The sequence below is a fragment of the Segetibacter sp. 3557_3 genome (genome assembly GCF_004354985.1).
Lineage (GTDB): Bacteria > Bacteroidota > Bacteroidia > Chitinophagales > Chitinophagaceae > Segetibacter.
The window spans coordinates 1-13,111 of sequence record NZ_SMSK01000029.1 but is presented as its reverse complement, the minus strand read 5'-3'; the positions used below and the strand labels follow the sequence as shown (position 1 = coordinate 13,111).

Here is a 13,111-nt window from a genome sequence, read left to right as displayed (position 1 = left end):
AGTTGCGCCAATGAGTTGGGGGCAAGACGCAACGATGTCTCATATACATACCTGTGCCCGGTCCATAAAAAATTCAATACCTATTATGCCGGAGCGCATAATAATTCCCTACGCTTTACCCGAGAGTTTATCGTGCATGTAATCAGGTGAATTGTCCTTTTTTGCTTCCGTAAAATAGCCGCCGTTTGTGCTTTGTGCAGTTATGCTATTTGCAATTGAGCCCGCGGCAGAACCAAGGCTATCCGATAACATTCCTGATGTTCCGGAAACAACCCGGATGCCGGAGCCGGTGGTGCTATTAAAGATGCTGCTGACTTTATGCAATAGTGCGTTTCCACCTCCGGCATGAACGATGTAGTTTGCCACAGAAGGAACAGCGAAATACCCAACAATACCTATAATGAGAAAGATGAGGTACGCAGTATCAGTTGAACTAAAAAAAGTATCACCGGCATCCTGTACCTGGTGAATATCGAGCTGGAGCATCTTTTCCTGGATCTTTCCAATGATACCACCGAAAATATTTGCAACGGGTAGCCATAAATAGATATTCAGGTATCGGGCAATCCATACGGTAAGTGTATGCTGGAAGCCGTCGAATACAGCAATCCCAAAAACCAAGGGCCCAAGAATAGCCAAAACGATCAGGTAGAATGTTCTGATGGTATTTATGCAAAGTGCTGCCGACTCAAACAACAGCTTTAATACTTCGCTCACCCATTCTTTTATGGAATTACGGAAGTTGTACGAAGCCTTGGCCATCGCAAACTTTATGTCGTTTCCAATTGATTCAAACACGCTTTCTCCTGAAGCATCGCCATCGTCCGGGTGGGTATATTTGTACCATCTATCCCGGTCACCAGCTCCGGTTTCTCCAACATACATCTGCCATACGTCTGAGCTTTTTATTGCTTCTTCTTTCTTTGCGATTAATACTACAATTGCCTGGTTGGAGTTTGCTACCATTGCCGACGTGGCCGTAACTGTGGGTTTCATTACGCCATTGATGAGATCAAGGACAGAAGGGAAAATCATGATTGCAAACCCGATTACGAAGGGCCTGAACAGGGGATAGAAGTCTATTGGCTCTGCATTCGCAAGGTGCCGCCATACCCTCGACGCAATATACCACGTTGCGGCAAAGCCTGCAATACCTCTGCCTACACTGATCAATTGGCTGCACAAAGGCAGCATCTCGGTGTACAGTTGATCAAGCACCGATTGCAGCCCCTTGATGTCACTTGTGACTCCCTGCGCACGCGACAGTGCAGGCAATCCTATCCCCACTGCTATCGTTAAGATAGCTCTTCCACACGTTGCCATAGTCTCAATTTTATTTGATCCCGTAGATGTTCCGGATCGTATTTACATCATTTTGTTCCTTTGCACGCTGTATTGCTAGTACCTGGATTTTACTATTGAACTGCCTGACAAACACAAGCTTCTCTGTAATATCCGCGTATAACTTGTCGATAGCTTGCAGCCGCTCGTCATCAGACATCCTAAGCTTGTCGGCTGTTATGATCGTTGCAAGTGCCTCCACATCTTCTAAGCTCTGATCGAAAAGCCGGGAGTAAACATCGGCCAGGTACTTAATTTCCGTTGCTGTAAAATGGTTATTGGACTTGAAGCGGGCAAAAGCACGTTTATACTCTTTAACAATCGTAACCTGGGTTGCAACAATATCGCCTACCCTTTTATACTTTCCTACAACAGGACTGACAGATAACAGACCATCAAGAAATTGTTTGTGCAAACTGAAGTTACCTTCAGAGAGGTCTTTTATGGTATTGTATCCTTTGTTTACTATCTCATATCCTTTATAGAGATTGTTAAGGATCGACTTAAGCTGGGCGAGTTTTTCAACGTTTAGCAATAATTGCTGCGCCTCTTCTGATTGAGCATGAAGATTCCCGTGAATCCCGCTTAGCAAAATCATAAAGAAGCCAATCGCAAATGCCTTTTTCATGGTCACTGATTTAAACCGTTTAGCAAACGAACTGCGTTAACGTTCCGCTGCTCCTTACCGCGTTGCGCAAGCAGATTTATTAATTGATTCTTGAAAGAACTGGCGAATTGCAACTTATCAAACATATCAGTATATAGTGCTTCGATCCGGTTGATCCGTTCGGCGTCATTCATTGCAACGACTCCATTTGATGTGATTTCAAACAGGCTGTTGATATTGTTGGCAGTACCCGAGAGAATGTTTCCGTACACGCTATTGAGATAATGCTTTTCGGTGGCACTAACGGCGCCGCTAGATTTTAGAATTTGCTGAACTTCCCGATATAGGGTAAGTATCCTGGATTGTAACTGGATAATATCCGCTACCCTTCCGTAGTTTTTTACCTTAGCATTCACTTTTTTTAAAGCTTGAAAGTGACTGCCGTGCACATCCAGGTCACCCTTTTTAAACTTGTTTATCGCCCCGATCCCTTGCGATGCAATTCGATATCCCGCGTTCAGGTGGTCAAGGTAGACTTGAAGCGAAGCGATTTGCTTTAACAGGTACTTTCGCTGAGTAGCCTTTTGGTTGATCCACTCTTCAGGCGTTTGTGCGAAAACGCTGAACCCAATGGAACACATCATAAGCATACACAAAGTCTTTTTCATACAGTTTCTTTTGTTACTTCAGCTCACCTAAGTTCATACAACATCCTTACGGTTTCAGCATTTCCGCGTTCTTTCGCCCGTTGGTAGCTCAACATAGCGCCCTGATTGTTGAAGGTCCTGATGGCATTGTAATGCTCATCAAGTTCATCGGCTACGTTGTCAATTAATGCCATCCTCCCGGCGTCTGACATTTGGGTTGAAAAAGAATTGATCACAAGGCTCATCCGATCGAGACTCTTCAGGCTTTCAGCCATAACTCCGGAGTAAAAGACAGCCATATATTGTATCTCCTCGGCCGTAAAATTTTTATCCTGTTTAAACAGCCTACTATATTGCTTGTATTGCTGTACAATTGCAAGCTGCTTATTAATGATCTCTTTTACCTGATGATGGTAGGCAATAAGCGCCTTGGCTCTCCATAGTTCATCGAAGTAATCCGAATAAAGTGCTTTTTGCTTTTGAGCCCAATTCCCTATCTGGGTTAACTGTAATTTCGACATCTTGTTTTCCACGACCTTCTGTGCATTCTGCAGCCAGATGGTTTCATTTTGTATCCGTTGAATTTGGAGGTCGACAGCTTTAATTACTTTTTTAATTCCCTCTTTAATGATGAGACTTATAGGATCCTGGGCAGAAGCGAATGAGGAAGGCATCATAACAACCATTATCCATAAACAAATTGCTAATCCTCTTTTCATAACATCTTTATTTTATTTTCTTATACTCAGCTTTACCAACCAATAACAAATTCTTTTCCGGCACAAATGACAATACTTTGCCTTTAGTGATTTCGTTCAGCGTTTTCTGTTCAGGGCGATAAATGGCAACCCACTTCTCTGTTTTTCGTTTTGTTGGCGAGAGCTTGCCACGTACAACTCTTCTGTACGAGCACCGCCGGTGTATATAATAGTTCCGACGATCTTCACTCGCAGCTAATATCTCGAGGGTGTCAGTTCCGATGCTGTATTCACTTGCTACCGGTCTGACATAAATGCCAGGAATTAGCTCCTCAAAGCTTTGTTCAGCAGTATTGCAACATGTAAGTGCAAGGGCTATCAAAGGGGATATATATTTCATATCGAAAAAGTTTCACGATCATCAAAAATCTTGCTTACGGATTTGCACTCGTATCCCTCAGATCCTGCACAAGAGCCGCAATTCCTTTTTGCATACCTCCGTACCTGGCTGCATACTCCTGCACCTTGATCTTTTCACTTTCTTCGGTGCTGTAGGTGAAGTACTCTTCCGGTGAAACTTCGGTCCGGTATACTTTTGAGAGAACGCCGCCAAGGCTGATGAATACTTCCTTGTATTTTCTGGCTGGGTCATTTGCCTTGTTGATTGATAATACAAGTGCCTTCTCTTTTTCTGTAAGTCCAAGCAACTCCTGGATCTGTGCAAATTTGTTCTGGTACTTACTTTGGTCAAGAAGGATCTTACAATCTGAGTTATTGATAATGGCTTGTTTTACCACCGGGGAGCTGATGATGTCTTCGACGTCCTGGGTAACGACAACTGCTTCACCGAAAAACTTTCGTACGGTCTTGAACAAATATTTAATGTATTCTGCCATTCCTTCTTTTGCTATCGCTTTCCACGCTTCTTCTATTAAGATCATCTTTCGGATGCCTTTGAGCTTGCGCATCTTGGAAATGAAAACCTCCATAATGATAATTGTGACCACGGGGAAAAGAATTGGGTGGTCTTTTATGTTGTCCAACTCAAACACGATAAAACGCTTGTTCAGCAGGTCAAGATTGGATGTGGCATTCAAAAGGTAATCGAACTCGCCACCGGTATAGTAAGGCCTGAGTACATACAGAAAGTTGTTAACATCAAAGTCCTTTTCCTTTACGCTATCTGCCGCTAATATTTTTACAAATTGATCCCGCAGGAACTCGTAGAATGTATTGAATGAAGGAAAAAGGCTGCTATCTCTCTCTAAGTGTGCATAATAGAACTGCAGGCAGCTGGAGAGCGCTACATATTCGGAGCGCCCGAAGGCTTCGTTGTCCTTCTTCCAAAGAGCAAGCAGCAATGTCTTTATGCTTTCCTTCTTTTCGGTATCAAGCACATCGCCGGGTGCAAGAAAAAAAGGATTAAAGCATATGGGCTTTCTCTCGTCGTAAGTGAAATAGTAGCCGTCAACCATATCGCATAACCCTTTGTAGCTATGCCCAACATCTACAAGCACAATATGCGTCCCCTGTTCATAGTAGCTTCGCAACATATGGTTGGTGAAAAAGGACTTACCGCTTCCCGAAGGGCCGAGAATAAACTTGTTACGGTTGGTACAAATCCCTTTCTTCATCGGTTCGTCAGAAATGTCAACATGAACCGGTTTGCCGCTTAGCCGGTCGCCAAGCCGGATACCAATCGGCGAAAGAGAGCTCCTGTAATTAGTTTCAAGATTAAGAAAGCAACAAGCCTGCTCAGCGAAAGTGTCAAACGTATCGTTGACAGGAAAGTCAGCTTCATTACCCGGCATGCCCGCCCAGAAGATCTGTGGCGCACCATCCAGTTCCTGTTTGGGTACAGCATCTATCTGGGCTAAGGCTGAGGATACCAGGTTTTTATGTTCTTTATGTTTTTCCTTGTCGGCTGTCCATACCAACAAATTAAAATGTGCTTTGACAGGCAACCGCTGAGACGCAATTGCTTCATTCAAAAACTCGTTTGTTGCGTCGCGGGTGACTGCATTTTCCCTTGAATAGGCTGACAGTGATTGCAACCGCAGGCGTTTACTTTCAAGTTTTCTGATTGTAAGCCGCGGATCATCTATAAAAACGTATTGGTTATACAAATGATTACAGGAGAGCAACTGTCCGATTGCAGCTGCAAAACCAACACTGAACTTTGAATTATCAGTAGAAAGCTTGTCGTAGTTAATTCTGGAACCACAAAACGCCGGCAGGTGTTCCGGTTCAGCAAGCGTAAATAACTGGCAATAGTCATCTCCAACCCGCAAAGGATTTTCGAAGCTGATGTCACGCAACATCGATGTGCCACCGTGCGAATTGAGGGTTAGGTAGCTTTCGATGATACCTGTTTTTTTTGATGTTCCGGCCAGATCCTCATCGCCGAGCCTCGACAGTTGAACAAGGCCACTTGCCTGCAATACGGCTACAAACTTGCCAACCTGGTCTAAAAAGTCCTGCAGTAAAGCGGCTTTGAGTGTTTGCTCGGGTACAATTGTTCGCCGCAAAAGGTTAGAGCTTATAGAAGTTGAACTCTTCCTGTTAGCAGCTTTCTTAGTAATGAAGATGTAGCAGTGATGGTCAAGGTATGGACGCTCATTAAAGAATCGTTCGCTACAGCGTAAAAGAAATGAAGTTTTTTCATTAAAGGTGGCCTCGTATCCTGCTTCGGTAAACCAGTCCTGCTTGTGAAAAACGGTGTGATGTGGCAGCGTCTTCACCGCCTTCAAGAAAGTGTAATAAAGTGCCTCGTACTCCTGCTCGGATAACGTAAACAGCTCCGGCAGCTCAACCCTGAATGCAACCGTGATATCGCCGTTTTTTGAAAGAATGGCATTATGTTCTATTCCGTAGATTGGCAATATGTGTTGTAGGTTTCTTTCCATCATTGATCGTTTTCACGCTACGTAAATTCAAAAAGGTTTTTCTGGAGTATAATTTAACGCTTCGCGGCAAACGCCGCCTGGCAAGTTGCTTCATCAAGCCGTGAACACCATACTTGTTATTCATTCTATAAGTATGAATGAATAGCAAAACACCAAGGGTAGAAACTAAGGCTAAACAAAAAAAGGTGTTGAAACCGCTGATGTATAAGGCGACAAAAAGTATCAACAGAACCACAAGGCCGATACCCAGGTACCCGATGTACTGTGCCTTGAGCCCTTTGAATTCAACAGGCTTATTTATACCCTTGTTTAGTTTGTAGACTGTGCCAGCCATTGGAACTGATTTAAATTCCGAAGAAGGCTTTGATAACGGTGGCAACTACCACCAGGAAAACGCAGCTACCAAACCATGCTGCTGCAACTCTGCCGGTGTCGGGATCACCGGCATTCCACTTCTGATAAACTTTCACGGCACCAATTAATCCAACGATAGCGCCGATGGCATACATCAGGCTTGTTCCAGAGGCGAAGTAACTTCGTACCTGCGTATTAGCCTGGTTTATTCCTGCATTACCATCCTGCCCGAAAGAGTTCACATAAAGACTTAAAAAGCCACTTATCACACCAACAATTAGCAACTGTTTCGTGAAACAAGATTTCCGGTTAAACATTTTCATACACACACTTGTTTTTTATTTTAAAAAAATTGCCCCACCACCTGTTACATCCACACCAAAGCCAACTCCTCTTCAACCAGGTGGATGGAGCAATGAAGTTCAGCCTGTAACTTGATGAAGATATTCAGCCGATTTACAAACCCACTCATCTTAACCGACGGGTACTTTGAAACTATTGCTTGTAACGCCCTGATTAGATCTGATTTCACCCAGGAACCATGGGATGCCTGGTGAAAAAAAGCTTCTATCTCGTCCATAACAGATTGGACATCGGCAGGTAGAATTGCAAATGACGGATCGACACCACGTGGAGTGTCATTCGCAGCAGATTTTGCCGGAACATTATCAACAGCTTGTAAATATTTCGAAGGATTATTACCGGACTTGTTACGACCAGTACTTAAGAATGCCCGTGAAAGCATTCCTTTACATTCCTGTGGATAGTAAATAGCAATTACAAGAAAATAATAAAAGGCTACTATTATTGAAATTGCAAACCAGTAGCTTGCCCAGCTGATATCGTTTATCATAACTCTTCATTTTCATTTTCACTAAAACAGGATTTAAACAGGACAGATTGAAAAAACCTAATCTGCTTATTGCATTTATTTATAGTTTCACAAAACGCATGTGAAAGCGGCGAATGCTAAACCATAATCATTTCCATTACAAATAGAACTGAAATGCAATTCATGTTAATTGATTACCACTTATAACATATCCTAATACAATGCCGTTTACTTAAGCAAATGCTTATGGACCCAGCTGAAAAACTATTATTAAACATCCTTGCGCCGTGCCCCAATTTTTATTGGCGGGCCGCACTCTTGTACATTTGTAGTACCCTGGCCAATCAAATTGTTTTTAGGCTTGAATAAACGACATTGTATCCTAATACCCCTTCAAAATAATCACTTAAACGAATGGAACAGAGAAGCATTATGGATTTACATAAGCAAGAAGATTTGTCGTACCGCTATGTTTCTTTAGTAAAATTAGATTGCTATTGCACGAATAGAATTGATAATAATCAAGAAATCACATTTTGCTACGGATACGACTGAGCGTTTCTTCGGTTATACCGAGGTAAGAAGAAAGATACTTTGAGGGTACGCGTTGAATTAACTCCGGGTGGTTGTTTAACAGGTAAGCATACCTTTCACGAGCACTTTTGCTTCGGAGCGATTTCGAGCGTTGCTCCGCAAGTTGATAGTACCTTTCGGTAAGTATACGGCCAATAATATTAAACTCGGGATAGGTGCTATAGATATGTTGTAGCTGTGCGTATTCGATTGAGTATACGTGACAATCTTCCAGGGCCTGGATGCTTTCAATGCTGGGCTTCTGTTGATAAAAGCTCTCAACGGATATGAACACATCCCCTTCTTTCATAAACCAGGATGAAACTTCCTTTGAGTTTTCATTGTGATAGCACCTTGCCAATCCTTGTTCTACGAAACGGATGTGCCGACAAGTATGCCCAGCCTTGAGCAGCATACATTTTTTTGGGAAAAGCTGCCGTTGAATAATTTCTGAGAGGTGTTGCTCTAACGCTGGTGAAAGCGGGTGAATAGATGCCAGGAGTCCTAGTAGGCGTTCCATACATATCCGGTTTAATGGTGCAGTGTCCAGTCTATAGCGGCTGCTCGGGCCAAAAGTCTTTTGGAGAACATTTGAATAACTTGGCCAGTTTATTCAAGTGTAGGGTGTTGTACTTAGCCCGGTGATTAGGGTTTTCTATATGGCCGATGAACCCGGTTGAAAGGTCCAGGTGAACTGCGACATCGTGTTGCGAAAGGTTGTTTTCAATCCTGAGTTGCTTTACCCTGTCGATAATAAACCAATCGATGCTGCTTTTCTTGTTTTGTATACCCATTGCCTTTTGCAAGGTTGGGAAAGAAAAAATTCAGATTTTCCTACACACGTATAGCAAATTGTGTTGGACATGTGGATCTACTCACATATTTTATAGTGATGAAAGTGAGTACATGTTTGTTCGTCTGTTGCACGTGCTTCCGGAATGTCAAAAATGGGTATTGAAAAGGAAAGCTTGTCTCAAGATGCTAGGACAATGGATGAAAGTGCTCAACTGCTATCAGGGATTAGAACAGTTTGACAAGATTTGTAGCCCAACCTCTAAGCAAACAACCTGTCTGCAGCGTTATACATAAAAATAGATAACCTCATCTTTAACTATAACTTGGAAACGGTCACAATCGGCTAAACTATAGCACTAACATAATGAGAAAGACAACTATAGAGCGGCAAAGTATCTTCATCTTTCAAGATCAGGGATTGTTACAAAGGGGCAAATGATTCCAAATGTGGCAAACCACTTTGTCGACCCTGGTGCAAATTCTCCAGACTCTTGTTTAGGCGTACAACGCTAGACAGGCTTAAGTATCATTCAGCCTTTTGCACTATCTTCTGTTAAAAGTAGCCACGATGATGTAGGACTTGCGTATATCTAATGAAAATACTGTCGAATATGTCCCCGCCCCAACGTGGTAAACCACCCCGATCTATCCAAATGCCCAAAATCCGAACTGCCGCACATTAGACATTTCCTGTAGAAACTCCCGTATTTACACGATCTAATTGCAGCATGATTGGTATATATTTCTAGGCAACCAGAAACACCTATGCCGCTAAGCTGGAACGAAATCAAAAGCAGGGCTTCTCCAAATTGGCGTTACTCTCCTCGACAGTCTCGCGAGGCTTCAAGGCTTATAGTTAAGAGGTCTTTCCTGTTCCAAATGAAAGCTTGTCAATGCTCCTGCGTCTTTATGCCTTGGTGATCCAGTAACAAGTAAGCAGCTCGCGGTTCGAGTTCGTTCTGTTGACTTGTTTTCTAAAGGTTTTGTCACCACGGGATGTTCCAGTAATGATTAACTAAATGGATCAACTAAGTTCAGCTTCTTTTCATGCCTTATAACACCTTTCAGAACAGATGTTCAGCACCAAGCCGTTAAAGCAAAGCACTTGTTAGTGGTTTGAACACCTCATTTGCAAACGTGTGTGGCAGGCCATCTTCTATTCAGCACTGCATCAATTATCCTATTGCAGGTTCAGTACACATCGGATAAAACCTAAAATATTCACATGCTGTGCAAAACCTGTATTATTTCGCTTGAAAATATGCACTAATTTTATTAGTAAACTTTTTCTATGGCAAATTCAAAAAAGACAACAAGTGCCAAAGCCGCAAAAGCAGCTTCTAAAGTGTTGAACGACGGACGTACTGGAAAAGATAGCAAAACTGCAGCCGGCAGCGCGTTGAGCCAAAAGGTAAGTAGCAACAAGAAATCAAAGTGACCACAGGGTAAAGTGGAACTAGAATTGAATCTTTAGAACGGCTATAGATTTAAAAGATAGTTTGCAAAGTTTTAAGCTCCGCTGCCGCACAAGCCCATCATCAAGGAGATCAAGCATGTATGTCTATGCTCAAAAATAAAAGAGACACGAAAACCAAGAATGGATATGATCCGACTGTATACAGAAGAGTTTCACCTACAGAAAATTAACAATGGAAGTTCAAAAAGAACTCTCCAAGCATTATAAACTTACCGTTGCAAATTCCACCTTCCGGAAGAGAAATATTAAAGAGCAATCAGGAAAAGAATTAAGTAAATGTTCGCAAAAAGAGCAAGTGCAAAAACCACTTTTTAGTAATAATGATAATGGATGGAATTCACATAATTAAACAGCGAACGTCAATAAAGTTGTCTGCTCAAATGAGCGAGAACGAAATTAGGGAAGCTCTTTCAAGGATTATGAGTATTCCGCTTGAACAATTGCCGCATACAAATTTTACGGAACAACTTGCCAAGATTCAATTGGAATCAGGAAGGGTGGATAAAATCATTTCCAACTACAAAACCAAATTGCAGTTCGATCCCAAGACCAGCCAGGACAAATATGAGGAACTCCAAGATATTGGTAGATTCATTCTCGCAAACGGCGATAAGCTTCATATTCCTATACCAGCCACTATTCCGGAGTATCCCGATTTTATTCTATCGTACAAAGGATGGACCATTGGAGTAGAGCATACACGATTAATGAGCAATAAAGGAAGGGCAGCCTATAAAGCTGCTAAATACTATCTTGCTAAAGCGGAAGACATAATCGGGAAGGATTTAGCCCATCTTTCCAAAACTGTGAACATCTTTATTGATCACAGTAAAAAGGTAATTGGCGAAGGTGATTTCCACAATAGGAGTTTTAGCGTACAGCAGCGAAATGAGCTGCCTCAAATTATTGCTAATTTCATTATATCTGAATTAACTGGTGGTATTGTACTAAAACCTGATTTCATTTCACGTATTGAAATTACGCCAAATCAAGATACACGAGTTGACATTGAGCTTGCAGAGAGTTACTTCACTGAAAATGAATTTTCTATATTGCTACTTGAACGAATTGCAAAAAAAGAACGTAGGGTTGATGATTACCGAAATGCAATAAAAGTAGATGCACTCTGGTTATTGATAGTTATTGACGACATAAACAGCTTTTCTGGCTTTAACCTCGAGTCAGCAACGATACCAAAGATCAAAAGCTCCAATTTTGACTATATCCTGATATTCGAAAAGTACAATGGTACGGTATATTCGCTTTTTTCAAAAACTCAATGAGATGTTATAGTCAGTTTTCAAAATAACTCTCTTACTTGCTAGTAGATAACCATTCATCTGTACTTCGTCCAATAAAAATGAGGTCGTTTGCAAATCTTCTCGCCTTTGGCCGGTCTTTTTTCTGCAATCGCAGCTTCATGGTGCTTTCTCCTTTAACTTGTACAGAGGTAGCCTAGCAAAGTTAGCCAAGTACAAGTACTTGACACAACCGATGTGGAGATGCACGATGCTATTATTACCTCCTGGAGGCAGAAATATATCTGTAAAGTTGTTCGTCCGGTCACTGTGACTAATCAATGTGTTAACAGTAATTGGCACTCCTTTTTGCAAACCCCGCCCGCTCCCGAAAATAACAGCCGGCACAGCAGTATATCAGCTGCTGCTGCAACAGTTCCAACTTACATTTTTGGAGATCATTTCGCTTTTGAAGACACCAGTGACCTTGCCTACATTGGCATGAAACAAAAATTTTCTTTTTCAATTCTGCTTTGCACAAAGTTTTTATAAACCGGTTATATGGTGGAATACTCTATAGAACTGGCATCGAAGCCGGCGGCGCCCAGGGTGAAGCGGCTGGAGAATATGTCATTTGTAAATTGTTGAAGGAGTCAGTAACACGGAACTTATAACCCGGCGTTTCAGTGCTTTGACATTGGTTTTACTTGCGGCAGAGCCCTTGAATGGCACTATCACATTCATATTGTACCCTCGAAAAATATTCAGTAAAGTTATAGAGTACAAGAGAGTGACACAACCGTAGCCAAATAGATATTCACTGCTAAGTACAAAAAAACCCAACCACCTTTCGGGAGCCGGGTATATATGCACAAAAAAACTAAAACTTACTTTCTATCCTGCAAAAGCCTTTCAAGCTTTTCAATCATCTCATTTTTCTCTCTTAGCATACGCTCGTATAGCTCGACCATCTTATCCAGAGGGTTAAATGTGCAATTATAATTACTTGAAGAGAAGAACGCCCCTGCCCCACTGCTGTCATGAAAGCTATTGAAATAGTTGACAGCCGCCTGCTCATCAAAGTTCTTAATTGCTTCTGGAGTAATATGTAAGGCCTTTCCGATCGCCTGCAGTACTTCATCCTCAATTACTTCCTTATCCTCGAGCCGCGACACTTTCTTCTGCGACCAATCTTCGCCCAATGAAAGCGCAAGTGCCTCTTGCTTGATCCCCAACATTTCGCGAAGCCGCTTTATGTTTCTGCCATGATGTACCTGTTCGGAGGATGTTGATGTTGTCATAGAGCAAATATAATTTTTTCCCGTCATTGATTAACCAAGATAAACTGTTCTAGAGTCTAGAAGTGATGGCTAAAACAGACTTCGTAGACGCTTAAGTAGTCACCGAAAGAATGTTATAGACGGACACGAAAAGGTTATTTCACGGCAAATAACAGCCATGATCATTGTCGACTTTCACATCCGATCAAAACCCATTCTACTATGGAGTATTCCACCCTAACACTGTAGATTCCGGAACATTTTGACCCCGTGGTTCCGGCCAAGCTGACCCCCTCATTCCGGGCAAACTGCCCCCCCTTTGACTCATCTTTGTTTGGCACGGATTCCGGGGCATCTTGACCC

15 protein-coding genes are annotated in these 13,111 nt (G+C 42.2%); 3 read left to right on the top strand and 12 right to left on the bottom strand.

Annotated elements, in window-relative coordinates:
* Nucleotides 1-108: 108 nt before the first annotated feature.
* From traJ to EXU57_RS24140, 11 genes are all read right to left on the bottom strand, one after another.
* Nucleotides 109-1,323: a conjugative transposon protein TraJ gene (gene traJ / locus EXU57_RS24190; protein WP_133270852.1), complete on the bottom strand. Its 1,215-nt coding sequence runs from the start codon at nt 1,321-1,323 to the stop codon at nt 109-111.
* 10 nt (nt 1,324-1,333) lie between these two features.
* Nucleotides 1,334-1,969: a TerB family tellurite resistance protein gene (locus tag EXU57_RS24185; protein WP_133270851.1), complete on the bottom strand. Its 636-nt coding sequence runs from the start codon at nt 1,967-1,969 to the stop codon at nt 1,334-1,336.
* A gap of 2 nt (nt 1,970-1,971) precedes the next feature.
* On the bottom strand, nt 1,972-2,616 hold the full coding sequence (locus EXU57_RS24180) for a hypothetical protein (protein ID WP_133270850.1): 645 nt from the start codon (nt 2,614-2,616) through the stop codon (nt 1,972-1,974).
* A gap of 23 nt (nt 2,617-2,639) precedes the next feature.
* Nucleotides 2,640-3,314 carry a conjugal transfer protein TraI gene (locus EXU57_RS24175; protein ID WP_133270849.1) on the bottom strand — a complete coding sequence of 225 codons (675 nt, stop codon included), beginning with the start codon at nt 3,312-3,314 and terminating at the stop codon, nt 2,640-2,642.
* A 7-nt stretch (nt 3,315-3,321) separates the two neighbouring features.
* Nucleotides 3,322-3,693, bottom strand: coding sequence for a hypothetical protein (locus tag EXU57_RS24170; protein WP_133270848.1), 372 nt, complete (start codon nt 3,691-3,693; stop codon nt 3,322-3,324).
* A gap of 34 nt (nt 3,694-3,727) precedes the next feature.
* Nucleotides 3,728-6,199 (bottom strand): TraG family conjugative transposon ATPase, encoded by a 2,472-nt coding sequence (locus EXU57_RS24165; RefSeq protein ID WP_133270847.1) that lies wholly within the window; start codon nt 6,197-6,199, stop codon nt 3,728-3,730.
* Nucleotides 6,150-6,533 (bottom strand): DUF4133 domain-containing protein, encoded by a 384-nt coding sequence (locus tag EXU57_RS24160; protein WP_133270846.1) that lies wholly within the window; start codon nt 6,531-6,533, stop codon nt 6,150-6,152. Before EXU57_RS24160 ends, EXU57_RS24165 begins: the two co-directional genes overlap by 50 nt.
* A 10-nt stretch (nt 6,534-6,543) precedes the next feature.
* The gene (locus EXU57_RS24155) at nt 6,544-6,876 is read right to left on the bottom strand and encodes a DUF4134 domain-containing protein (RefSeq protein ID WP_133270845.1); all 333 of its coding nucleotides are present in this window, start codon (nt 6,874-6,876) and stop codon (nt 6,544-6,546) included.
* Nucleotides 6,877-6,920: 44 nt separating this feature from the next.
* A complete protein-coding gene (locus EXU57_RS24150) occupies nt 6,921-7,406 on the bottom strand; it encodes a hypothetical protein (RefSeq protein ID WP_133270844.1) in 486 nt (161 codons plus the stop codon).
* A gap of 508 nt (nt 7,407-7,914) precedes the next feature.
* Nucleotides 7,915-8,478: a Crp/Fnr family transcriptional regulator gene (locus EXU57_RS24145; RefSeq protein ID WP_133270843.1), complete on the bottom strand. Its 564-nt coding sequence runs from the start codon at nt 8,476-8,478 to the stop codon at nt 7,915-7,917.
* 31 nt (nt 8,479-8,509) lie between these two features.
* A complete protein-coding gene (locus EXU57_RS24140; RefSeq protein WP_133270842.1) occupies nt 8,510-8,752 on the bottom strand; it encodes a helix-turn-helix domain-containing protein in 243 nt (80 codons plus the stop codon).
* 1,292 nt (nt 8,753-10,044) lie between these two features.
* On the opposite strand from EXU57_RS24140, the gene EXU57_RS25270 reads away from it, so the two are divergent.
* The 3 genes from EXU57_RS25270 to EXU57_RS24135 all read left to right on the top strand — a co-directional run bounded on the left by EXU57_RS25270 (nt 10,045) and on the right by EXU57_RS24135 (nt 11,513).
* Nucleotides 10,045-10,191, top strand: a complete 147-nt coding sequence (locus tag EXU57_RS25270; protein WP_165958289.1) for a hypothetical protein — start codon at nt 10,045-10,047, stop codon at nt 10,189-10,191.
* Between the two features lie 211 nt (nt 10,192-10,402).
* Complete coding sequence (locus tag EXU57_RS25265; protein WP_165958288.1) at nt 10,403-10,579, top strand: hypothetical protein; 177 nt, start codon at nt 10,403-10,405, stop codon at nt 10,577-10,579.
* Nucleotides 10,580-10,610: 31 nt separating this feature from the next.
* The gene (locus tag EXU57_RS24135; RefSeq protein WP_133270841.1) at nt 10,611-11,513 is read left to right on the top strand and encodes a hypothetical protein; all 903 of its coding nucleotides are present in this window, start codon (nt 10,611-10,613) and stop codon (nt 11,511-11,513) included.
* 842 nt (nt 11,514-12,355) lie between these two features.
* On the opposite strand, the gene EXU57_RS24130 is transcribed toward EXU57_RS24135, so the two are convergent.
* Entirely contained in the window at nt 12,356-12,769 is a 414-nt protein-coding gene (locus tag EXU57_RS24130) for a helix-turn-helix transcriptional regulator (RefSeq protein WP_133270840.1), read from the bottom strand.
* Nucleotides 12,770-13,111: the final 342 nt, after the last annotated feature.